General features: G+C 45.1%; 16 protein-coding genes. 10 read left to right on the top strand and 6 right to left on the bottom strand.

Annotation, left to right across the window (positions count from 1 at the left end; translation table 11 throughout):
- Nucleotides 1-77 precede the first annotated feature (77 nt).
- Entirely contained in the window at nt 78-3,521 is a 3,444-nt protein-coding gene (gene recC, locus CCZ37_RS10190) for an exodeoxyribonuclease V subunit gamma (RefSeq protein ID WP_094500447.1), read from the bottom strand.
- 144 nt (nt 3,522-3,665) lie between these two features.
- Nucleotides 3,666-4,634 (bottom strand): TDT family transporter, encoded by a 969-nt coding sequence (locus tag CCZ37_RS10195; RefSeq protein ID WP_094500448.1) that lies wholly within the window; start codon nt 4,632-4,634, stop codon nt 3,666-3,668.
- Between the two features lie 117 nt (nt 4,635-4,751).
- Here CCZ37_RS10195 and CCZ37_RS10200 point away from each other — a divergent pair, with 117 nt between their 5' ends.
- The 3 genes from CCZ37_RS10200 to dapD all read left to right on the top strand — a co-directional run bounded on the left by CCZ37_RS10200 (nt 4,752) and on the right by dapD (nt 7,317).
- Nucleotides 4,752-5,645 carry a LysR family transcriptional regulator gene (locus CCZ37_RS10200; protein ID WP_094500449.1) on the top strand — a complete coding sequence of 298 codons (894 nt, stop codon included), beginning with the start codon at nt 4,752-4,754 and terminating at the stop codon, nt 5,643-5,645.
- A 97-nt stretch (nt 5,646-5,742) separates the two neighbouring features.
- On the top strand, nt 5,743-6,042 hold the full coding sequence (locus CCZ37_RS10205; protein ID WP_010318120.1) for a YebG family protein: 300 nt from the start codon (nt 5,743-5,745) through the stop codon (nt 6,040-6,042).
- 243 nt (nt 6,043-6,285) lie between these two features.
- Nucleotides 6,286-7,317, top strand: a complete 1,032-nt coding sequence (dapD, locus tag CCZ37_RS10210; protein WP_094500450.1) for a 2,3,4,5-tetrahydropyridine-2,6-dicarboxylate N-succinyltransferase — start codon at nt 6,286-6,288, stop codon at nt 7,315-7,317.
- A 134-nt stretch (nt 7,318-7,451) separates the two neighbouring features.
- On the opposite strand, the gene CCZ37_RS10215 is transcribed toward dapD, so the two are convergent.
- A complete protein-coding gene (locus tag CCZ37_RS10215) occupies nt 7,452-8,636 on the bottom strand; it encodes an NnrS family protein (RefSeq protein WP_094500451.1) in 1,185 nt (394 codons plus the stop codon).
- Nucleotides 8,637-8,815: 179 nt separating this feature from the next.
- Nucleotides 8,816-9,931, bottom strand: coding sequence for a GNAT family N-acetyltransferase/peptidase C39 family protein (locus CCZ37_RS10220; protein WP_094500452.1), 1,116 nt, complete (start codon nt 9,929-9,931; stop codon nt 8,816-8,818).
- 70 nt (nt 9,932-10,001) lie between these two features.
- On the opposite strand from CCZ37_RS10220, the gene CCZ37_RS10225 reads away from it, so the two are divergent.
- The 6 genes from CCZ37_RS10225 (at nt 10,002) to CCZ37_RS10250 (ending at nt 17,468) form a co-directional block, all read left to right on the top strand.
- A complete protein-coding gene (locus CCZ37_RS10225) occupies nt 10,002-11,453 on the top strand; it encodes a RimK family protein (RefSeq protein ID WP_017046561.1) in 1,452 nt (483 codons plus the stop codon).
- A gap of 66 nt (nt 11,454-11,519) precedes the next feature.
- The gene (locus tag CCZ37_RS10230) at nt 11,520-12,461 is read left to right on the top strand and encodes a zinc transporter ZntB (protein ID WP_017047492.1); all 942 of its coding nucleotides are present in this window, start codon (nt 11,520-11,522) and stop codon (nt 12,459-12,461) included.
- Between the two features lie 256 nt (nt 12,462-12,717).
- The gene (chrA, locus tag CCZ37_RS10235; RefSeq protein WP_010320570.1) at nt 12,718-13,866 is read left to right on the top strand and encodes a chromate efflux transporter; all 1,149 of its coding nucleotides are present in this window, start codon (nt 12,718-12,720) and stop codon (nt 13,864-13,866) included.
- A gap of 224 nt (nt 13,867-14,090) precedes the next feature.
- The gene (locus CCZ37_RS10240) at nt 14,091-15,239 is read left to right on the top strand and encodes an HD-GYP domain-containing protein (RefSeq protein WP_010320571.1); all 1,149 of its coding nucleotides are present in this window, start codon (nt 14,091-14,093) and stop codon (nt 15,237-15,239) included.
- 176 nt (nt 15,240-15,415) lie between these two features.
- Complete coding sequence (locus CCZ37_RS10245; protein ID WP_094500453.1) at nt 15,416-17,101, top strand: AMP-binding protein; 1,686 nt, start codon at nt 15,416-15,418, stop codon at nt 17,099-17,101.
- Nucleotides 17,102-17,255: 154 nt separating this feature from the next.
- Nucleotides 17,256-17,468 (top strand): VF530 family protein, encoded by a 213-nt coding sequence (locus CCZ37_RS10250; protein WP_010320573.1) that lies wholly within the window; start codon nt 17,256-17,258, stop codon nt 17,466-17,468.
- A gap of 294 nt (nt 17,469-17,762) precedes the next feature.
- Here the strand turns inward: CCZ37_RS10250 and fusA are convergent, their stop codons facing one another.
- Together fusA and radA are read right to left on the bottom strand one after the other, a co-directional pair.
- Nucleotides 17,763-19,856 (bottom strand): elongation factor G, encoded by a 2,094-nt coding sequence (gene fusA, locus CCZ37_RS10255; RefSeq protein WP_094500454.1) that lies wholly within the window; start codon nt 19,854-19,856, stop codon nt 17,763-17,765.
- A gap of 162 nt (nt 19,857-20,018) precedes the next feature.
- On the bottom strand, nt 20,019-21,398 hold the full coding sequence (gene radA / locus CCZ37_RS10260) for a DNA repair protein RadA (protein WP_094500455.1): 1,380 nt from the start codon (nt 21,396-21,398) through the stop codon (nt 20,019-20,021).
- A gap of 191 nt (nt 21,399-21,589) precedes the next feature.
- Here radA and CCZ37_RS10265 point away from each other — a divergent pair, with 191 nt between their 5' ends.
- Complete coding sequence (locus tag CCZ37_RS10265; RefSeq protein ID WP_094500456.1) at nt 21,590-23,932, top strand: PilZ domain-containing protein; 2,343 nt, start codon at nt 21,590-21,592, stop codon at nt 23,930-23,932.
- Nucleotides 23,933-23,980: the final 48 nt, after the last annotated feature.

Here is a 23,980-nt window from a genome sequence, read left to right on the forward strand (position 1 = left end):
CTGTGGCCGTACAGAAAACGCCCTACACAATAATGATTGACTGGCGGCCACTTTACTTTCCAAGCAGTTATCCATCGCTAAACATCCTGCGCCACTTGAAGCCACAATCGTGGCCCTTGCATCACCAACGTGGCTAATAAACGCACCTGCTCAGCTAAGGCTTCATTCCACTGCGGCCAAATCCGCGCGATGTAAACATTGCTTCCTTCACCGTGGCTCATGTAACTTTCATTAAAGCTATCGGCCATTTTCTTGAGCGATTTGTCGCGATCATCAACCCATTGACCACGGCTGAAGCCAGCTTCCACACAGGCTAACGCGGTTTTTGGAAAGTAAGCGAGCGGCGCTGTCATACCTTGATAAAACAAACCCACCAGTTCTGCGAGCAACGCTTTGGCTTGTTCGGTATCGGGCATGGGCGGATAAATAAAATGCTGCACACCTTCTTTACGATCGTAGCCCATCAAATGAGTAGGTTGACTTTCGCCCATCGCCGCTAGTGAGAGGTGATCAATCCACGCGGCTAAATAATCCTGCGCGCGAATCGAACCACTGCGGTAGCGCACTAAACCGGATTGATAGCGCTTAGTCAGCCACCCCGTCAGCTCTACGTTTTTGCCTTCACCAAACAATTCAAATCGCAGATCGATCTCTTGGTCATCAAGTGGCGAATGGCATAAGAAAGCGATTCTTTGCGCCAATTCTTGTGCTTGCACGCGATTAGTTTCAAATTCCAAGGATCCAAAAGCACCAATCGGTAACTTTCCTTGCGCGCGCTGCTGGTCAATGAATCTCTCAAGGGCATGCGGTGAATTGGATTGTTCAAGCAGCAACTCTAGCAGTTCATCGCGTAACTGGTAGCTCTCTAAGCCATTTAAGACAAAAGGTTCATCATCTTCCATTACCGGTAACGGAGGCTCGAACGTCACTTTAAGGCGACGGTTAAAGAAATATTGCACAGGCAAACGCCAAAACCGTTGCAGCTCAACCAGATCTAAACTGACAGGAAAGCTCGCCCCTTGTAAGTAATCGCTCAGGGCGAGATTAAACTCACCACTGGCTCGCCCTTGCCGACTGGCGGCAGGTAGCCACTCTTTGGCATAGCTACCGGTTTTACTCAAAAAAGCATTAGGGCTAAAAGGCACCATGGCGTGAGTGGTCGTTAAAGCACAGGCTAAATTTTTGGCCGATTGATCGCTGCCAAGCGCTTCATCCCCGACCAAACAGTAATTTTGTTGGCAATACTCTAAAAGCTCAGAGACCAACACTGAAGGAACGCGTTCGGTATTATCTTGAATTGAGCGTCCAACGTAGCTGATGTACAAGGTTTGCTGCGCCGAGAGCATCGCTTCTAAGAACAAATAACGGTCATCGTCACGCCGCGAGCGATCGCCAGCGCGGGTGCGACCGTTCATCAAATCAAACCCTTCGGCTGGCATGGTGCGCGGGTAAACGCCATCGTTCATTCCTAGTAAACAAACGGTTTTAAAAGGGATGGAACGCATTGGCATTAAAGTACAGAAATTGACTTGTCCCGCCAGAAAACGCTGGCTGATGCGCGTACCTGACAATTTGTTTTGCAAATATTGAGTAATAATACTTGGCGCAAGTGCTTGCTCATAACCGGCCTCGGCCAGTTGATCTTTTAACTGAGACAAGGTGTCGCGAATCGACTTGAGTGCGAGCTCCCCTTCCAGCTCAACCTTGAAAAAAGCGCCAAGCATCTCACCGAGCAAGCGACGCCACTCGTCCACGCTTTGGGTTTGCGCTAACTGCTCGCGGTAATGGCTCACTTGCTGAATAAAGTGCGCTAATTTACCCGCCAATTCAGCGTTGATGCCTTGCACTTCATTATAAGGAGCGAGCGCCACTTCGCCTTGCGTAAATAAACCCGCTGAGGCAGGCATGGCATAACCAAGTAACATGCGCTCAATCCCGAATTGCCAAGTATTTTGCTCGGTCTGCGGCAACTCAAATTGTTGCGCGGTGCTCGCATTAAGCCCCCAGCGAATACCTGACTCTTCTACCCACAATTTGGCTTGTGCAAAGTCTTGCTCATTAAGCTCAAATTTTGCCATCATCGCCGGAGTTTCAAGCAGCTCTAATAACTCTGACGCTAGGCAGCGAGAATCGGGTAAATGCACTAATTGCATAAATGCCGCTAAGATCGGGCTCTCTTGATCTGCCGTACGGTCTGAAATGGAGTAAGGAATAAAGCGCTCACCCGGCGCGTTACCAAATACTGCCGCAATGGCTGGGCTGTAAGCATTGATGTCCGCCACCATCACAATAATATCGCGCGGTTTCAGTTCAGGGTCAGCATCAAACATTGCCAGCAATTGATCATGCAACACTTCCACTTCTCGCATCGGGCTATGGCAAGCATGAAGAGTAAGCGATGGATCATCCAAAGCAATCACTTGTTTGTGATCGCTACTGTCCAGTTGGCTATCATCTCGATGCTCTTGCAAATGTAAGATGTCGGCCTGCAACTGATGCAATAAATTATCGCGTGGCAGATCAATAAAAAATTCGTGCTCTTCATTTTCCGTTTGGGAGAGCAAAAAAAGATTATCGCGCCCAAGTTTCCCCATCGAGGCCAATAACTCATTGCCAACCGCAGCTTCGGTATGCAATTCATCCACGAGGTTAGCTTCAATGTCACCTTTAAGCGGCGAGCGTTGCCCTTCAAACTGAATCTCATCACCTTGTAAGGCGAACGTTTTACGTTGCTGGCTGTGCAGTCTGGCGAGCGTTTTTCTATCTCGAAGATCGCCCCAATAATGCTGACAAGGGTTGGTAAACATCAAGTGAACATCAATCTGATCGCCCAACGCTTTGAGTGCATCCATATAACGAGGCGGCAGTGACGAAATACCGAAAATAAACAAACGTCTGGGCAGTTTGGTTAAATCAACCGAGCCACGCGCAAGCTGATCAATAAAACTTTGATAGAGATTGGCACGGTGGTAGTGCGACTGGCCTTGATCTAGCGTGTATTGATATAAGGCTTGCCATAATATCGGCTGCCATGGATGCTCATCACCAATCTCGCTCACGTCATCGCCCGCCTCCCACTTGGCAATCCAATCGGGGCGGTAGACTAAATAACCATCAAAAATATCGGCAATTTTCTCGGCCAACTGATAGAGCTTGGAATGGTCATCATCCTGTTCAAGATAACGCTGCAAAGGGGCAAAGGGGTCGAGCGTGAGCAAGGTTGGCAACAGATGCATCAGTTTCCACGTCATCGCTTCTTTGTTAAAAGCGCTGCGCTTAGGTACATCAGGTAGCACTTTAGTGAACATGTCCCAGATAAAGGTCGCCGGTAGAGGAAACTCAAGGTTCGCCGCCACACCGAGCTCTTTCGCTAAGGCCATTTTGAGCCATTGCGACATCCCTGGGCTTTGCACCAAGATCTGCTCTTTCTCAAAGGGGTTGGCTAACGGTGCACTTTTGATCAAATGCACGAGTAGGATCTTTAAGGTATCGACTTTATTGGAATGATAGACAGTAAACAAAATGCACTCACGCTTTTCTTGTCACAATAAGGACTGAGATTAGCATAAGTGCATTCTATACTTGAGAATTTTATGTTTTGAATTGCCTAAACTGCAGGCTATTTCATTTTGCAGTTCAATGCGTGTTCATCTTGCTCTTCTAGCTCATTCATGCTGCTGAGTAGCACGATGAGGTTGATAGAAATTTAAGTAACGAATAGCAACATAACCCACCACAATGGTTGCCACAATCAACTCTAATCCAGCTAACCAATGCACTTGCTGTACATATTCAGCACTTATTCCAACGGTTTCCATCCAATGTGTGAGTTTAAACAACGCCGTTGCACCAATCACCATTGGGAAGGTAAACGCTGCGTAGCCTGGGCTAAAAGGCAAGCGTAATAATTTAAAGAAAGCTAAGTAGATAATCGCTGTCATTAACACGGCAATACCAAATAAAATGCCGATGATCACTGGCGATGGGTTAGCTGTGACAGTTAAGTAACCAGCCAATGAGAGGCTCGCTGGCGCCGCCAAAATAGCCATGGTTGGTTTTGCTGCATCTGGAACTTCATGCGTAAACATGAAACGGTAAATCATCATCGGCAGCATCACCCCATAAGCGACTAAACCGAACATCAAGGTGGCATTGGCGATTGGTGCAAGTGCTGGATTTCCAGAAAACGCCACATCAGCCACAATAATACCCACAGGTGGAACGAACCAACTTGGCACCATGTGGTGAAGTTCAAAAGACTGCGCGCGATGGTACAAAAAACTGACCAAGAAGATGATGTGTAAACCCACAGCAAATAGCCATAACGCATCACCGGCCATTGGGTAAAAATGGCCTAATGAATTGGAAACCACCATTGTGCCCATCGCAAAAGTAGGCACAACACTGCCCACAACCGGATGAGCGAGATCTTGGCGTAATAAGTGGCCATGAAAGAGAAATTTAAGCGCAAGAACCACCAGCAACACGCTGGCAATAACGGCTCCACTTAATTGGCCATAACCTTGTAATGGTGCAAAGTTTTCCCAACTCCAACCCAAGCTTGCGATGCCTAGAGCTAAACCCGCCATAGGGGTTGGCGCACCCATAACTTTCGCTTTTGCTGCTCGAATCATATTGACCTCTCATCAGAACTAACAAAGTAGTTGTTCAATGTTGCTATTATAGCCTTGCCTTTTGTTCTGATATATCTAAATATACAGAACATACGTTAAGATTTATTAAACAAAATTATGGCTGCCAATATTTCTCTTAAGCAATTGAAAGTATTCACTTCGATTACGCAACACAAAACCTTGACCCAAGCTGCAGAGGCGCTATTTTTGTCGAAAGCGGCCGTGAGTATGGCATTGTCTGAACTAGAGAAACAGCTTGGGCATGCGCTGTTCGATAGGGTCAATAACCGTTTAATCCTCAATCAAGAGGGACAAAAACTGTTGCCGCTCGCCGATGAACTGCTAAGCCGAGCGAGCAACATCAATCATCTGTTTGACAGTGAACAAAGCCTTTCGGGTCAATTACGCATTGGCACCAGTGATACGATTGGCAACCATGTCGCGCCTTATCTACTCAGTCAATTTCGCCAGCAAACCCAACACATCTCGCAAAGTTTGTTTATTTGCAACTCAGCGCTGATTTGCCAAAAGTTGGTCGATTACGAATTGGATCTTGCGTTGATTGAAGGAAAAACACTGCACCCAGAGCTGATTTCAACGCCTTTTTCACACGATGAAATGTGTATTATTTGCGCACCCGAACATCCACTCACAATGATAAATCAGCTCACCCTCAATGATTTCGAACAGAGCCAATGGGTATTGCGCGAAGCGGGTTCTGGCTCGCGAGAGTTTTTCTTACGGGCTATCGCACCGCGGCTCGAACAGTGGCATGAAGCCTTTGAATTGAATACTACGGAAGCCTTAATCAACAGTGTTTCGGCAGGGTTAGGTTTAGGCTGTTTATCCACCCTTTCTGCGCATTCAGCACTGCAAGATGGCCGGGTCAAACGGCTCCATGTGCCGCTGGACATGAAACGCCGTTTTTGGCTATTGGTACATAAAGAAAAATACCAAAGCCCACTGCTCAAACACTTTATTGAATTTTGTTATCAATGGAACAAAGAGTAGCCATCCACCTCTCACTTTTTCCTGCTCACCTAGACTTCATGGTTTAAAAACTGTATAAACAGCCAGTAGAATTAATGACTAAGTTAGAGGATTAACCATGGCTGTAATCGTCAAGTACGTGGTGGAACGCAACGGAGAAGAAAAGATGACTTTTACCTCTAAAGCAGACGCTGACGCTTATGACAAAATGCTCGATATGGCAGATGAGCTTTTCGAACTGTTAGGGAAAAGTGAGTTGCTAGAAGATGAAGCCAAGCAAGAAGCTTTGGCGATGTTCTTAGCGCAAAATAAAGAGGAAGTGCTTTACGCACTTGGCGCAAAGCGCAAGCCTGCACCGGCTAAGCCTAAAAAAGCCAAAGCGGTAAAAGACGAAGCACCAGAAGAAGATGCAGCTTAAGGCAATTAAACGCTTAAGATGATAGAACGTGAAAAGGCCGCTGCTTCGTCAGCGGTTTTGTATTTCTGTCTAAAGAAATACATCGCTAAAAAGACAAAAGGTATCGTTTTACGGACTTTCTCCCCTTTTGCCCTTTCCTACCCCTGCCTCACTCTTTATGATGCTTGATAAATCGAGTGCGCCGCAATGATGCTCAACCTACGCAGGCGAGCGCATCAATAGTGACAACATGGAGATATCAAAATGGCTTACTTTGCACTTGCCTTTGGCACGGCAACCAAAAACCGTGATGGAAAAATGATTGAAGCGTTTTTTCCAGCGCCAATTCTCAACCCAAGTGACGCACTAGTAAGCGAGCTTGCTCAAGTCTCTGGTTATGGCGAAGGCAACCAGTATATCGACATCTCAACTGAGCAAAGCGCCCAACTCGCCGCGATATTTGCTCGACATGATCAGGCTAACAATGCCAGTTTTGCCGATAAAGCCGCTAACGCCTCACAACCACTGGTGCTGGTTATTTTAGCTTCCGACCAACAGCCTCAATCAGTCGCTGAAGGCTTTTTGAAGCTACAACTGATTTCACACCGTTTAGTGAAACCACACGGTACTGTGCTTGATGGTATTTTTGGCCTGCTGCACAACATCGCATGGACCAATGAGGGTCCTATCGATCTACCTGAACTAGCGGATCGTCAAATTGAAGCTCGCCTTGCAGGCCGAGCTTTAACGGTAGATTGTGTCGATAAATTCCCGAAAATGGTTGATTACATTGTCCCAGCGGGCATCCGTATTGCGGATACCTCGCGCGTTCGCCTTGGCGCGCACGTGGGCGAAGGTACCACTGTGATGCATGAAGGTTTTATCAACTTCAACGCTGGTACAACAGGCGTGAGCATGGTTGAAGGGCGTATTTCTGCAGGTGTAGTTGTTGGTAATGGATCGGACATCGGCGGTGGCGCTTCTATCATGGGTACGCTTTCTGGCGGCGGTAAGGTCGTGGTCTCTATCGGTGAAAACTCACTGCTTGGCGCAAATGCAGGCTTAGGTTTCCCACTCGGCAATCGCTGCACGATAGAATCAGGTTTGTATGTAACTGCTGGCACTAAAGTGCGTATGCTCGATAACCAAGGCCAAGAAGTGGAAATCGTCAAAGCACGTGATTTAGCTGGTGTATCGGATCTACTTTTCCGTCGCAACTCGATCACAGGTCAAATTGAGTGTTTAGCCAATAAATCAGCCGTTGAACTGAACAGCATGCTGCACAGCCATAACTGATCCAGTTTTTCTGATAAAAAGGCTTGGCGATGTGCCAAGCCTTTTTCTTTTGCGCGCTTTCTACTGCTAGGCTACTTTCTACTTTCTACTTTCTACTTTTTTATTTTGCTACTTCCACGTGACGAGCCAAACCGTTATCCCGGGTGGCCATCGACTCTCGGCGTAAGTAACATCGTGCCGAATTTCCACACAAACAGAGTAAAAGCCAATATCCAGAGTGCGGCACTGATATTCACCATCAAAAAGAGTTGTGCTGGAAAAAACGCCACACCGAGGCTGCGTACCAATGCCGACATCATCAAAGCCGCAAACGCAATACTCATTTTAGGCCCTTGATAAATCGCCCTGCCGGTATGCCCCATGGTCACGCGTGCAATCATCGACAAAATCAAGCCTGAGATGGCTCCAATAGCAAAGAGATGGATCAGGTTATGAGTGACATATACATCATCAATTAACCCGCGCAGTAATAAGCTCAAAGGAATGCAGGCATACGCAGCGTGCAGCGACCAAACCAGAGGCTCACTCAATGTTAGCCATGGTTTCCAACGCATCCAACGTACCCACTGCGCTAACCCAGCCAGTAACATGATAGGCTGACCAATCTGCACCATCGTCAGCGGGAAGAAACTCAAAATAAACAAGGCCGCAATGGGTGCATTGGCTAACCAATCGAGCCATACCCATGGCTGTGCTTTTTCAAAGTTAAAACGCCTTGCGCTGAAGAAAGGGATCACGCGTGCTCCCATGACTGATAGCAACAATGTGAACCACCACAACATCGCCTGCCATACCGCCGCTGAGCTAAAGGGCGGCATTCCTTTAATGGTGGCATAACTCGCAAAGTTCGCGCCGATCGCTAAAAGAAACAGCGGTACAAAAAAGAGATTTTTCCAGCCTTTCGCTTGCACTACTCGGCGGCCAATTTCATAGGCCGAAGCGGCCAAAAAAAGCGCTTCGACAGAAGAGATGACCCACAAAGGTGTCGGCGTCCACAATAAGATTCGAGGCGCTAACCACAAGGCGACTAACACGGCTAAGCGATAATGTTTCGTGCCATTAATGCCAGTCCAGTTCTGTACGGCAGTCAATAGAAAACCGACCACAATTGCCATAGCAAAACCAAACAGCATTTCATGTACATGCCACCACAGCGCAGGAACTTGCAATGCCGATGGTTGACCTGTTTGAAACATCCAGACCCATAACGTCACCGCTAAAACGGCATATACGCTACCAAGTAGGAAAAAGGGACGAAAACCAAGGCGCAACCAAGCGGGTATGCGTTGTTCTACTTTTATATCGGTAATATTGAGCACTGTGACCTCTTACGGCGGTGGTGGATATCATGACAGACGACCAACACCACAAGCACAATTTAAGCCAATAAAAATACCGAATAAAAACAATAAAATAAGAAATATCACTCAAAAAAAAGAGTCATAACAACTCAGAAAAAACAGTCATTATGACTCAATAAATTCACTTAAACTCTATCCTAACCAGTGGTTACACGCATGGCACTGCGGTTCGGGCTAATCACCACACAAGCCGTCTGTTTTTGTTTACCAAAGCCGATGATTTGTGACAGCGCTTTTTTGCCGACCGGAATGAAGGCCGAAGCCATCGCATCCGCTTCTGTTTCTGCATGTGGATCGTGAATAAAGAAGAATTTATCGCTCATACCACTGAGTACGATCCAATGCGGCTCTTTCTTACCATCGAAACGATAAGTGCTGATGAGTAGCAGCACACATGATCCTTCCGTCACCCACGCTTCTAGTTGCTCTTGACTCGGTGGTGCATCAATCATCGCCACATCTTGATGAGTAAGCTGCTCACAAAAATCAAGATGAACCAATTCGATAACTTGTTTTTTATTGGCATCTCGCACGCTATCAATAAAAGGCGTGCTTTTGGATTGGCTCCACAGCTCCACATGATAACCGCGTCGACTAGCAGCCAGTGCCAACCCTTGCCCGCTACACCCACCGTGCCCTGCCGCCATAAAAATCGTTGTCGCTTCTCGCCACAGTTGCAGCTCAGCGGTGCGACTCGGCTCAAACGATTTAGACAAGCAAGAAAAGCTCATCAGCAAGCATGCCGCACCGCAAGTAAATGGCGTAGTCTGAACATAAAGTGGCATTGGCAATTGCACCTTAGGCCCTTGTGGCGACAAGCGTTTTTGCATCCGGCGTCCATTACACAAATCATCGTAATAATGGATAAGAAATTTCAGGGTTTTATAGCCCATTTTTTCATATAAATTTATCGCTGCCGTATTGTCTTCACGCACTTCTAATCGTAATGTAGTGGCACCTTGATCAAGAGCAGCACGCTCGCATTGCTCGACCAAATTTTGAGCAATCCTCCGGCCTCTGAAATCAGGTTTTACGGCAATCGAATACAACCTTGATAGCTGTGTACCTTGATGAAATAGTAGCAATGCATATCCAGCCAGCTCTGTGCCGGCATCGGCCACAAACAACACCGCTTGGTTGGAATGTAAAAAACGCTTCATTTGGCGTGGAGAGATTTTATCTCCGTCAAACAGCTGTTGTTCTAACGCATTAAGAGCAGTGAGATCAGCACTTTTCGCAAGACGAAAGTCCATACGACGTCCTTAAGTGGTTGGCAAGATTGCGGCTCAATATTATTCCTATTGATTAAGGAAAAGAATAGCAATGGCAAACCTTTTGATCGTGACCGACCAGTCCAGTGACTGGCAACAATATTTCCCCTCAGAGCAAGTGGTAAGTGTAGACCAATACCTCAACAGTAATGGCACCCATACTCATCGCAGCCTGCAAGTGGTCAACCTGTGTCGCGATTATGGCTACATGAGCAGCGGCTATTACTGCTCGCTGATGGCAGAGGCACGCGGCCACCGCGTTATCCCTCGAGTGATGGCGATCAACGACATCAATCAACCCTTTTTACTCTCTTCTGGCTTATTGAAACTCAATAAACTGTGCGCCCAAACCGATTTTATACAGTGCAAAATTTATTTTGGCCGCACCGCAGAAAAAGGCTTGGATAAACTGGCTCGCCGCCTGTTTGAACAGTTTATGGTGCCCGTTATTGAGTTGGAAATGAACCGCGTTCAAGGGCAGTGGCAAATCAGCAAAATTGGCCCTTTCCCATTCCAGGATTTGAACGACCAAGAGCAAGATTTCTTCGTCGAATCATTAGAGCTGTTTTCAACCAAAGTTTGGCGTAAACCGAAGCAAGAGAAAAAATACCGTTACGATATTGCCATGCTAGTGGACGAAGAAGAGAAAATGCCACCTTCTGACCCCTCAGCATTAAAACGTTTTCGCCGCGCCGCAAACCGTTTAGGGGTTAACCTAGAAACCATTTCACCGGATGACTTATCGCGTTTGGGTGAATTTGATGGCTTGTTTATTCGCGCCACCACCAACATCAGTAACTACACTTACCGCTTTGCAAAAACGGCCGAGAAAATGGGCTTGGTGGTGATGGATGATTCTGAATCGATCATGAAATGCACCAATAAAGTGTTCTTAACTGAGTTATTGCAACGCAATAAAGTGCCTGCGCCAAAAGGCGTGATTTTGCAAAGTTTTGATGAGCAATGGAAAAGCAATGTCATGCAGGAGTTGAGCTTTCCCATGGTATTAAAAATTCCAGATGGCGCATTTTCACGTGGCGTGGTCAAAGTACGCGACGAGCAAGAGCTGGAACGCGAAGCCGGCGCACTGTTTGAAAAAAGTGCTCTGATTTTGGCACAAGCCTTCATGCCAACTGACTTTGACTGGCGCATCGGTGTAATGAACCGCCAAGCCATCTTCGCCTGCAAATACATGATGAGCCGCGGCCACTGGCAAATTTATCAACACCACAACAGTGGCCGAGTCTCTTCTGGCGGCTTTGAAACCTTGGATTTAAAACAAGTACCTAAAAACGTCGTTGATGTTGCCTTAAAAGCGTCAAACCTTATCGGCAGTGGCCTGTACGGCGTTGACTTGAAAGAGATTGATGGCCAAGTTTATGTAATTGAAGTGAATGATAACCCTAGTATTGATCACCAAGTTGAGGATGCGTTTTTAGGCGATCTTCTTTACGATAGAATCATGACTGAGTTTTTGCGTCGTATTCAAATGCGCGGCTTCTGATCTCAATTGATATAATCTACTGCTCCTCAATGCAGAGTCATTGAGGAGCAAGTGATAAGGATATTCATGGAATTTTTGATCGACCAGTGGCATTTTTCTGCATCCGCTCCGCAGCAAAAACTCAATAGTGCTTCACTGATTGAAGCTGGGAATTGGTATCACTGCCAACGCGATATTCCCGGTTTAAAAGAGTGGTTGCTGCAGTATCAGATCCCCACTTCAATTGTCGACAGCCTCTTAGCAGAGGACACTCGCCCACTGTTTGAGCAATACGATGATGAGAACTTTTTACTGATTTTGCGTGGCGTCAACATGAACGACAACGCCAACCCAGAAGATATGTTGAGCGTTCGCATTCTCTATTTCAATGGCGCGCTGTTTTCAACCAGAAAAATCCCGTCAAAAGCCGTCAATGTAATCCGTGACCTACTGCAGGCCGGGCAAGGCCCGCAAACCCTTTCAGATGTACTCGTGCAGATCATTGATGGTTTAAACAAAAACATCGATAACTACTTAAACAGCATTGAAGCGAAAATCACCCAATACGATAACGAAATTGAACTCAGTGACGAGCTGATGCAGACGCATAAAGCGCTGCTCAAAATCAAACGTTTTATCAAACCTCAGCAATACGCCATCGATGATTTCAGTGATTCCAAAGTCTCGCTGGCAAATGATAAAAACTTGCGTCTGCGCCACAGCGTTAACACCATCACGCGCATTAATGAAACCCTCGATTTTTACCTTGGAGAGCTCGAACTGATCAAAGGGGAATTACGTCAATATCATGCAGAGAAGATGAACCAAAACACCTATTTATTCTCGGTGATTGCGGCGATCTTTCTACCCACAAGCTTTTTAACTGGCTTACTTGGGGTTAATGTCGGCGGTATTCCCGGCACTGAATCCCCCGTTGCTTTTGCTCTCTTTTGCATCGCACTGGTTGGTATTTTTGGTTTAGAGTTTTGGATTTTGCATCGGTTACGTTTTTTCAATAAGGAGTCGTAATTCACTAATTTAGCGGGTAGAACCCCGTCATCATGCGATCATTGATGAGCTAATTGCTACTGCCCGTCAACACATTAGCTTTTATTCCAACTCTAAACGTTTACCTTAATTAAAAGCTTGGACTAAGTTTAAACTCAGTTAACCCATGCCAGTCTGTTTATCGTTTTTCTGCGGTTTACAAATGGTTAAGGATTAAATTTGAATCTGCTCAAACATCCTTTTAAAGTAGCGAAACAACGTCTCTTTAAGAGTGCTTATGCACATGTTTACTATTTTCAAAACTTTTTTTCTGCTTGGGTGGATAAGCTTTGGTGGGCCAGCCGCTCACATTGGTTATTTCCGCAATACATTCGTTGAAAAATTAAAATGGATTGAAGATAAAGAATACGCACAGATCGTTGCCTTAAGTCAGTTTTTGCCAGGGCCAGGTTCAAGCCAAGTTGGGTTTGCACTAGGATACCATCGTGGTGGCTTACTGGGTGGATGTGCCGCTTTTGCTGGTTTTACACTCCCTTCGGTTTTGATCATGGTCGCCCTTGCCATCGCCAGCAGCCAATTACTACAAGCCCCATTATTTCAAAACGTGATTCACGGCTTAAAACTGCTAGCCGTTGTCGTTGTCGCGGATGCCACATGGGGAATGTATAAAAACTTCTGTAAGAATCGCTTAACCGTTGGGTTATGTTTGGCAACCGCTGTGATGCTGATTGTTGCACCCAGTATCGGAACGCAAATCGGAGTTCTCATTGTGGCAGCGCTGATCGGAGTCAAATGGCTCCCTAGCCAAGATTTAGCCACTGAACGTTCATTTGTCCCCGCCTTCATCCCTTTCGCTCTCTTTATTGGCTTACTGGTCGGTTTGCCTTTTGCCGGCCACTTGATGCCTGAAATCGCTCTATTTAACCACTTTTATCAAGCGGGTAGCTTGGTGTTTGGCGGCGGACATGTCGTACTTCCATTGCTACAAAATTTGGTTGGCGACGCGCTTGATCCGGATCTGTTTTTAACAGGATATGCCGCAGCACAAGCAGTTCCTGGTCCAATGTTTACCTTCGCCACTTACATTGGTTACGCTCTGCTACCACAAGCGCCAATCTTAGGCGCAACCCTGGCCACCATTGCCGTCTTTTTGCCGGGATTTTTGTTACTGCTCGGCGTGCTTAAAAATTGGCAAGCCTTAGCAAACTATCGATCGGTATCAGGAGCCATTAACGGTGTTAACGCCGCCGTCGTTGGTTTGCTGCTCTCAGCCTTATACCACCCTGTATTTACAAGCTCGGTCAGCAACAATTTAGACATGGCGATTGTTCTGATCGGTTTTTACCTGCTAAAACAGCTCAAACTGCCTATTATCTGGCTGGTTATATTCTTTACGCTCAGTGGCATTGCGCTTGGATTAAGCTAAAATCGGCTATACGCCTTGCTACTAAACATGGCGTCAAATAACCGTATTTATCTAGTGACCTAGCGTCATCCAGCGGCTTTCCAGTAGCACCTCATATTGCTTGGTTATATAACCCATTTTTTAGTTAAATTTCACGCACGCATCGCTTATCTGTCCTAAACTTATCAATTAGACGATACTCTCCATTTCAACCTTGGAGACCCTGTAGCGCAGAGGAACACGCGATGGATACGCATAGCAAAGGTTGCGAGCACGCCTATTTTCCACAGGTTGGCCCACTCAATAAGCAACTCGATAATATACACCAACGAATGCAAGTCAAAATCCCAGAGATTGACCGCATCTCTTTTGCTCTATACGACCATCACAATGACCATTTAAAAACCTACGCCGACAGCACCTTTAACGGCGGAGAGCTTATACATTACGAGTTTCCACTTGCTGAACTTCCTGTCCTTAAACAATGTGCACAAAACGGCCAGAGCCGTAGCATTGAAAATATCCCACTCCAATTGAAGCCAGACTATCCTCATACTCGCTGGCTAATTGAACAAGGTTATTGCTCATCACTGGCGATTCCGACTTACCATCAACAAGTATTTATTGGCTTTATTTTCCTCAATTCGCGCCAAAGCCATTTATTTACCGAACAAGTAAAACAAGATGTGGAACCTTTTGTCGAGATGATCCGCTTCGCAGTTTGCTCTGAATACGATTTAGTCAAAACCATTTTGGATATAGCGAATTTGACTCAAGCACGCTCCCCAGAACATCAACTAGAATCAAAAGAACATAAAGAGCGCATTAGTTGTTATGCCAAAGTCATCGCTATTGAGGTTGCTGACATTTATCAACTGGATGATGAAGCTATTGATAACATCACCCAGTTTTCACGCTATCACGACATAGGCAAACTTGCCCTACCGACGAGCTTATTGCTTAACCCAAATACATTAGATAAACCAGAGCGTGCTCAGCTCTATACACACATAGAAAAAGGTATTGATATCATTAATCAAATTATTGATGAGATTGGCACACCTGATCACCCTTGCATATCCATATTAAAAGAGATCGTCGCTTATCATCATGAGTTTTTGGATGGTAGTGGTTACCCTTATGGACTAACTCAAGATGATATTCCCATATCGGCACGTATAATTGCCGTTGCCAACGTCTTTGATGCCTTAACAAGTCATCGTCCATACAGACAAGCTTGGTCTGTTCCTTTCGCCCTTCTCGAACTGGAAAAAATGGTCGTGAGCGGCAAGCTTGATAAACACTGTGTCAATGCCCTTCGTTATCATCAAGAGTACTTAAAACAAGTGATTGATACCCACCCAGAAATTGACCCGAAGGATAGAATCAACTGAACAGAAATAAACGCTACTCGGAGTTAGGAGTGTCAAAATAAGAAAGTGAATCCAGCGCGCAACTTTAACGTTTAGTAACCACAATCTTCTTTTACCTAATCATTTCATCATGCTAGAGTTAACAAAGCGTTAACATAAAAACGATAATACTTTTGCCACTAACATGGAGTTAGAGAATGATTCAGCCTAACGAGTTAAGCAAAGCAACTTGTGCTCTCCCACCACCGAATGAAATGATCTTGAAATGGGCAGCGGAGCGCCCCAATCAAGTTTATTTAAGACAAATTATTAACCGACAATTTGTTGAATACACCTATGCAGAGGTTGCCGACAAAGCACTCAAACTCGTCTCTGCACTGCAAGGATTAGGCGCCAAACCTCAAGATAAAATTGCGCTTATTTCCAAGAACTGCGCTGAATGGTTTATTTGCGATCTCGCAATGATGCTCGGCGACTTCATTAGCGTACCTATTTTTCCAACCGCAGGCGCTGATACCATCGAATATTGCCTCACTCACAGTGAAACAAAAATAGTGATTGTAGGTAAACTCGATAACGGGCAAGCCACTCAGCAAGTACTCAGCAATTTACCCGATATAATTAGCATCGCGCTCCCCTATGATTCAGCGCCAGCCTGCGATCATCTCTTTACTAAGCTGATTGAGCACGCTCTACCAAGTACAGATCGACCAGTGCATTATGACGATAAGCTGATGTCTTTAGTCTATACCTCCGGTACCTCAGGCTTACCGAAAGGAGCGATGCTGACCTATGGAGCATTCAGTTGGTCAACCCAGCAACTCATTAATCACATTGGCATTCAAGAAAACGACCGATTATTTTCTTATCTCCCACTCGCTCATATTACTGAGCGAGTTTATATCTTTGGCTCTTCCATCATGGGCGGAGTGCAAACCGCTTTCCCCGAATCATTGGATACCTTTATTGAAGATGTGAAAATGCACCGTCCGACCCTATTCATCTCTGTACCAAGGTTATGGACTCTATTTCAGCAACGTATTCAAGATAAATTACCTCAGAAAAAACTCAATTTTCTGCTAAAAATTCCTTTCGTTAGCACCCTTATCAAGAAAAAACTGGCCGATGGGTTAGGACTTGACCAAGCTCGAGTGCTCGGCTGTGGCTCGGCTCCAGTCTCACCCGCACTCCTTGCTTGGTACCACAAAATTGGGTTAAATATTACTGAAGCTTGGGGAATGACAGAATCTTTTGCTTACAGCACTCTCAACTACCCGTTTAGATCAGATAAAATAGGTTCTGTTGGACAAACGGGGCCGGGAATTGAGCTAAAAATCGCTAACGATGGCGAAATTATGGTCCGCAGCAAAGGGCTATTTTCAGGCTACTATAAAAATGATATCGCAACGCAAGAGTCTTTCGGCAAAGAAGGATGGCTACATACTGGCGATATCGGTTTTATTGATGCTGAAGGTTATCTCACCATTCAAGGGCGCAAAAAGGACACCTTTAAAACAGCCAAAGGCAAGTTTGTGGCTCCCGTACCTATCGAAAATAAACTGTTCGAATACACTCGAGTCGAGATGATGTGTCTGATTGGCTTAGGGCTTCCCGCCCCTATTTTGCTGGTTGTTCCACATAATTTCCCTCATTTTGATCGCGTTCGTTATGAGCGTACTACTCAAAAAGTCATTACGCGGATGAATGAGGAATTGGAATCGCATGAGCAAATCAAAGGCGTGCTAATGATAAAGGATCCATGGTCAATCGAAAATGGCGTACTCACTCCTACCTTAAAAATCAAGCGGCATGTATTAGAGCAGAAATATCATGAAATGGGCCACCATTGGCCAAAAGGACAACTGGTTGTTTGGGAAGAGTAATCCATTCTAATTGTGCAGGTTGGACTTAGCCTCTAACCTGCCAATACACCAAGTTTTCACACTAACAACCTCCTATATTGCCTAATATTTTGTCCTAATTTAACTCCGGTGCCTGCTATACTTAGCTTAAATAACACTATTGAATAATTGGATCATGACACAAGGTAATAACCCGCTGCATGGAGTCACTTTAGAAAAACTACTCACGGAGCTCGTTGAATACTATGGCTGGGAAGAGCTCAGCTATATGGTCAATATTAACTGCTTTAAAAAGGATCCGAGTATTAAATCAAGCTTGAAGTTTTTACGTAAAACTGAATGGGCACGTATTAAAGTTGAAGAAATCTATATCAACCTTAAGGGCTAGCTATACCCTTCCTACTTGAAACTGCAGCGGTGTTGGCTACGTTCGCTCACCCCAATCACATAGTTTATCTATGCTCATGGGGATGAACTTACTTGCCGCCTACCTGCAATTTCAAGTTGTTTGGGTATAAACGATATGAATTGAGTAGTATAAACTACCTTCGCCCGGCAGTTTCTACTTTTATCGGTTCTGCTTTTATCGGTTTTTATGCCCTTTTCTATTTCGTTGTTACATAAAAAAGCCCCACCAGCTTTCACTGGTGGGGCTTTTTACGTTCAGCTTAGCTTTTAAGAATTACTTCTTCTCAGCTTCTTTACGTGCTTTAACGTCAGCAATAACTTGCTCTGCAACGTTTGCAGGACATGCAGAGTAGTGTGAGAACTCCATAGAGAACTGACCACGACCAGATGTCATTGTACGTAGGTGACCGATATAACCGAACATTTCAGATAGAGGAACGTTCGCTTTAATGCGTACACCTGTTACGCCAGCTTCTTGATCTTTAATCATGCCACGACGACGGTTAAGGTCACCGATAACATCACCAACGTGATCTTCTGGAGTAAACACGTCAACGTGCATAATTGGCTCTAGAAGTTGAGCACCAGCTTTAGGCATAGATTGACGGAATGCACCTTTCGCTGCGATTTCAAATGCGATTGCAGATGAGTCAACTGCGTGGAAACCACCGTCGAACAGTTCAACTTCAACGTCTAGTACAGGGAACCCAGCAAGAACACCTTGGTCCATCATAGACTTAAAGCCTTTCTCTACCGCAGGCCAGAATTCTTTAGGTACGTTACCACCAACAACTACTGATTTGAACGTGAAACCTGAATTTGGCTCACCTGGTTTGATACGGTAGTCGATCTTACCGAACTGACCAGAACCACCAGACTGTTTCTTATGCGTATAGCTGTCTTCAATTGCTTTAGTAATTGTTTCACGGTAAGCAACTTGAGGAGCACCAACGATAAGATCAATGCCGTGTGTACGCTTAAGGATATCGACTTTGATATCTAGGTGAAGCTCACCCATACCTTTAAGGATGGTTTCGCCCGTTTCTTCATCAGACTCAACTTGGAATGATGGATCTTCTGAAACCATTTTACCTAGCGCAATACCTAGTTTCTCAGAACCGCCTTTGTCTTTAGGAGCAACAGCGATAGAGATTACAGGCGTTGGGAAAATCATTGGCTCAAGAGTACATTCGTGTTTAGGATCACATAGAGTGTGACCAGTTTTCACGTTTTTCATACCAACGATAGCGATGATATCACCCGCTTGAGCAGCATCAAGTTCGTTACGATCGTTCGCGTGCATCTCAACCATACGGCCAATACGCTCAGTCTTACCAGTGGCACTGTTAAGAATGGTGTCACCTTTCTTCAGTTTACCAGAGTAAATACGGATAAACGTTAGAGCACCAAAACGGTCATCCATGATCTTGAATGCTAGTGCGCGGAACGGTTCGTCAACAGAAACTGTTGCAACTTTACCAGTAGGCTCACCTGTTTCAGGATCAGTCAGATCTTGAGGTACAACTTCAGCTGGAGCTGGAAGGTAATCAACAACTGCGTCTAATAGAAGCTGCATACCTTTGTTTTTGAACGCTGAACCACAGAATGTAGGGAAGAACGCTAGTTCACGAGTACCCTTACGGATACAAGCTTTTAGTTGCTCAACAGTTGGCTCTTCGCCTTCCATATAAGCCATCATTAGCTCGTCGTCTTGCTCTACCGCAGTTTCGATTAGCATTTCACGGTATTCTTCAACTTGATCTACCATGTCTGCTGGAATTTCTTTAACTTCGTAGTTTTCTGGCTGACCTGAATCATCCCAAACGTAAGCTTGACGGTTTAACACGTCAACAACGCCAACGAATTCATCTTCACGACCAATTGGAAGAGTCATCACAAGTGGGTTTGCGCCAAGAACTTTCTTCACTTGTCCTACAACGCGGAAGAAGTCTGCACCCATACGGTCTAGTTTGTTTACGAAGATCAGACGAGCGACTTCTGAATCGTTCGCGTAACGCCAGTTAGTTTCTGACTGAGGTTCAACACCGCCAGAACCACAGAATACACCAACACCGCCATCAAGAACTTTCAGAGAACGGTAAACTTCAACTGTGAAGTCAACGTGCCCAGGAGTATCGATAACGTTAAAACGGTGATCTTTCCAGAAACAAGTCGTCGCTGCTGATTGAATTGTGATACCACGTTCAGCTTCTTGTTCCATGAAGTCCATGGTAGAAGCGCCATCGTGTACTTCACCTGTACGGTGGATTTTACCAGTAAGCTTAAGAATACGCTCAGTGGTAGTGGTTTTACCGGCATCAACGTGCGCGAAAATACCAATGTTTCTGTATTTTGATAAATCTGCCATTGTCTTACTCTGTTAATAAGGTATAAAGTGCGCGCAGAGTATATCACAATCTGTCAAGACTGATACCCTTGCATACGCTTGCTTGAAAAAAAATATAGTACGGTTACGAACTGTCGGTGAAATATAGGTCATAACCGTAAAAGAGGCGAGTTTAATTAAGATTTATAACTCATCAAATGCTTCAATTGCTTCAGATAATTTCTTCACACCGTGCAATTGCATGCCAGCTATTCCACCTTTAGGCATATTCGCCATCGGAATAATTGCTTTCTTAAAACCATGTTTAAATGCTTCATTTAATCGCTCTTGACCACTAGGTACTGGGCGAATTTCTCCGGCCAAACCGACTTCGCCAAAAACAACGACATCTTTAGCAAGTGGTTTATCTCTGAAGCTTGAAAGCAGTGCCATGAGAAGGGCTAAATCGGCGCTTGTTTCTGTCACTTTAACGCCACCAACCACATTAACAAACACATCTTGATCGGACATTTGTAAGCCACCGTGCTTGTGAAGCACTGCTAACAATAAAGATAAGCGATTTTGCTCAAGCCCAACGGCGACTCGCCTTGGGTTCGCTAATTGTGAATAGTCGACCAGTGCTTGGATCTCCACTAGCAGTGGACGCGTCCCTTCCCATACAACCATCACCGAACTGCCCGAAGTATCTTCTTCGCCTCGCGAAAGAAAAATGGCAGAAGGATTACTCACTTCACGCAAACCCTGTCCTGTCATCGCAAAAACGCCGAGTTCATTGACCGCGCCAAATCGGTTCTTGTGACTGCGCAAAGTACGAAAACGAGTATCCGTTCCTCCGTCTAGCAATACCGAGCAGTCAATAATATGCTCTAGCACTTTTGGACCAGCCAAAGTACCGTCTTTCGTCACATGTCCGACTAAAAATACGGCAACGTTGTTTTGCTTAGCGTAGCGTGTGAGCATAGTCGCAGACTCGCGCACTTGTGCCACCGTACCGGGAGAGGATTGGACGTCGGCCACATGCATCACTTGAATTGAGTCTATGACCATGATGCGGGGCTGCTCTTTTTCAGCGATTTGGCAAATGCGATCTACATTGGTTTCCGACAGCATTTTAAGCTTATCTTTAGGTAAACCAAGACGAGAAGCTCGCATCGCGACTTGCTGAAGCGATTCTTCACCCGTGACATACAAAGCAGGCATTGACGCCGCGAGCTGACACATGGTTTGTAGCAATAAAGTCGATTTCCCAGCGCCAGGGTTACCACCGATTAAAATCGCCGCGCCGGGAACGACACCACCACCCAATACACGGTCCAACTCTTTAAATCCGCTAGAAAACCGTGGAACTTCCTGCAGATTAATATCCGACAGCACTTGAACTTGTGATTCTGTTACCGCCCCGGCGTAACCACCTAGTCGCTCATTACGTGCAACCTGCGACGATGCGGCCAAGCGTACTTCGGTGATAGTATTCCATGCACCACAAGCACTACATTGACCTTGCCAACGCGGAAAATCTGCTCCGCAATCATTACATACATAGGCGCGTTTTGCTTTTGCCATGCTTCCTCAACAATTCCTGTTTCTTGTTGGTAACCTATACTTTTCAAGCTTAAAGATTAAACTATTAAGTAGTCATGAAGTGATATAGGTTGATTTACATTTAAATAAAGGTTGAACCTTCGCAACAGATAACTAAAGATTATGGTAACGATGCCGATTAATCTTTGAGACGGACACTCTAACAGAAAAGTATGCAGCAATCTGAAATTCTATCAATCGCAGAGCGTTTGATCCCAGCTTACCGTTTACCTGATTTTGACTATCTTCTTTCACAAATGACAGCAGATGAATCACCGTCGGCAAAATTACTGGTCAAGATGGAGCTCAATCGCATCATGGCTCCTTGTGTTAAAAGTATTGACTTGCGAGGTCGGGTGCAAGGGGAATGCCGAGAATATGAATTAGATGGCCGCAAACATTGGTTCGACGATGTGGCCTTTAACGCCTATCACAAAGGGGTCAAAAAATTTGGGGCGTACACGGAAGGTGTATGGGAAGCGTTAAACAATACGCCAAACAACTTCCGTGTGATGCAACAACGTGGTGCCCAAAACCCACAAAAGGACGGTGGCAGTACGTTTTTTGAAGCTGAGCCAATTAAGCTTGGTTATGATCTGAAACGCCAAGAAAATCGCTTAAAAGTCACCTCACAAGTTGAAATTCACCTATCAAGTAAACAACTGGTCAATGGCCTCAGTGTTGATCTATCGGTTTCGGGTGCAAAATTTAAAGTTCCCGCCGCTTTTAACTACAAGCTTGGTGAGGTGATCCAAGTCTATTTTTCCGAACTAAACAAAACGTCAGAAGTGGTTGGACTCAACCAAACCATTGAATATCGTATTTTAGGGATTGATGAATCTTACGATAACGACGCCGTGAAATTTCTGCGTACACTAAAACTTTCCGATACAAATATCATCGAAAAAGTGATTACTGAATCGCTGCAAAATAACACTCAGAAAGCACGACATGATAACCAAGATAAGCTGATCAGAGCACGAACTCGTGGTTACGAGCACACCTATTTAAAACATACCTGTAACTTACCGGTATTTTTTAGTGGCAGCGAACTGAAGTTGGTATTGCTGACTGAAAATAACCAACCTATCTGGCAATACTGGCACGACGAGCGTAATCAGCAAGTACTCGGTTCGTTATTCAATAAAGAGCGGATGGAGCAGTTGACCAAGCCGGGGATGCGGGGTAGCAATAATGTGCTTTATGCTTTTAAGTATGAACATCAGGAAAAAACGCTCTTTTTTTCAATGATGATGCCCGAGGCCAACCGTGAACAAAGAAAAATGTTTTGGCATGTTGGCGCTCGTCGACAAAGTTGGAAAGCGTTTCGCTTATTTGTCTTTGAACTCTCGGATGAAGAGCGTCAAGAACTTGCGGTTCATGCCCATGAATTGTCTGATCGCTCAAGCCACTTAACGCACTGTGGCGTTTTACAAGAAATTGGCGATGAGGATTCGGCAAAAGATTACCTATTGACTGACAAACCCAATTTACCCAATAGCGAACTCAATAAATTCCGTCATTTAAGGCAGATCATTGGCCAACCTACAGGCATTTACTTTGATGCTCGCTCGCGTAGAAAAGAGCCTCGTTACCAATTCAAGACACCGCTGACCATCACTTCAGGATCAGGGGTAAATGCAACTGGCCACACAATTGATTTATCTAAACGTGGTTTAAGTATTGTTTTGGATACACCACTGCCCGTAAAAGCAGGCGACAATGTCACCATCAATTACCACGAATTACAGCTTTACGATAAAAAGCTGCCGCTGCATAGCCTTCCCTACCATGTCATTCGTATTGGGCCAGAAGGTCAACGTCTGCAATTGGTGATAGAAGAAAATATACATACCATCAAAACGATCGCTTTTTTCAATAGCATTATTGAAAACAATCAAGATAAGTTGCTACCGAAAGAAGAAGTGCTACCAAGTCATAACTTACTGGAAGGGTTGCACAACATCTTGCTTGATAAGATGATAAGTTCGCCGATTTTCGTTGATAAACACGGTGCAAATTTACGCCCTAAGGTGATTGGCGTGAATTATCCCTTGCCGCCTCATCTTGTGTTACTGGCTAAATTAGGCCAAGAAAATCGCATCACGTTAGAGCCGATATTCAAAGGCCACACCAATACTCTACTGGCTAAGCCGATGCGGCGCATTGAAGGTGCGCTACCGCAATATCACGACGTTTATATTGCGGCAATCAAATTTGGCACGCGTATTCAATCAATTCAATCGAAATTATTGAGTGATTTTGAAAACACTAAAGAGCGCATTAATTTTATCCAAAAAGCGCAACACATGGGTGAAATTTACATCTTGAGGATTTGTAGTGCACCCGTCTTTGACCCAATCACTACGCTGCTGCGCAGTGATCTCAATGAGTTGGCACAAATTAGTCTTCATCACGCTCGTACGCTAGAAAAAGAGATCACCTCGATCATTGGTTATGGAGAGGTGATCGATATTACAGAAGAAGTCTTGATCCGCTTAGAACTAACTTTGTAAAAGAGACTGACTTTGTAAAAGAGACTGACTTTGTAAAAGAGACTGACT

It is taken from the genome of Vibrio qinghaiensis, assembly GCF_002257545.1.
Lineage (GTDB): Bacteria > Pseudomonadota > Gammaproteobacteria > Enterobacterales > Vibrionaceae > Vibrio > Vibrio ordalii.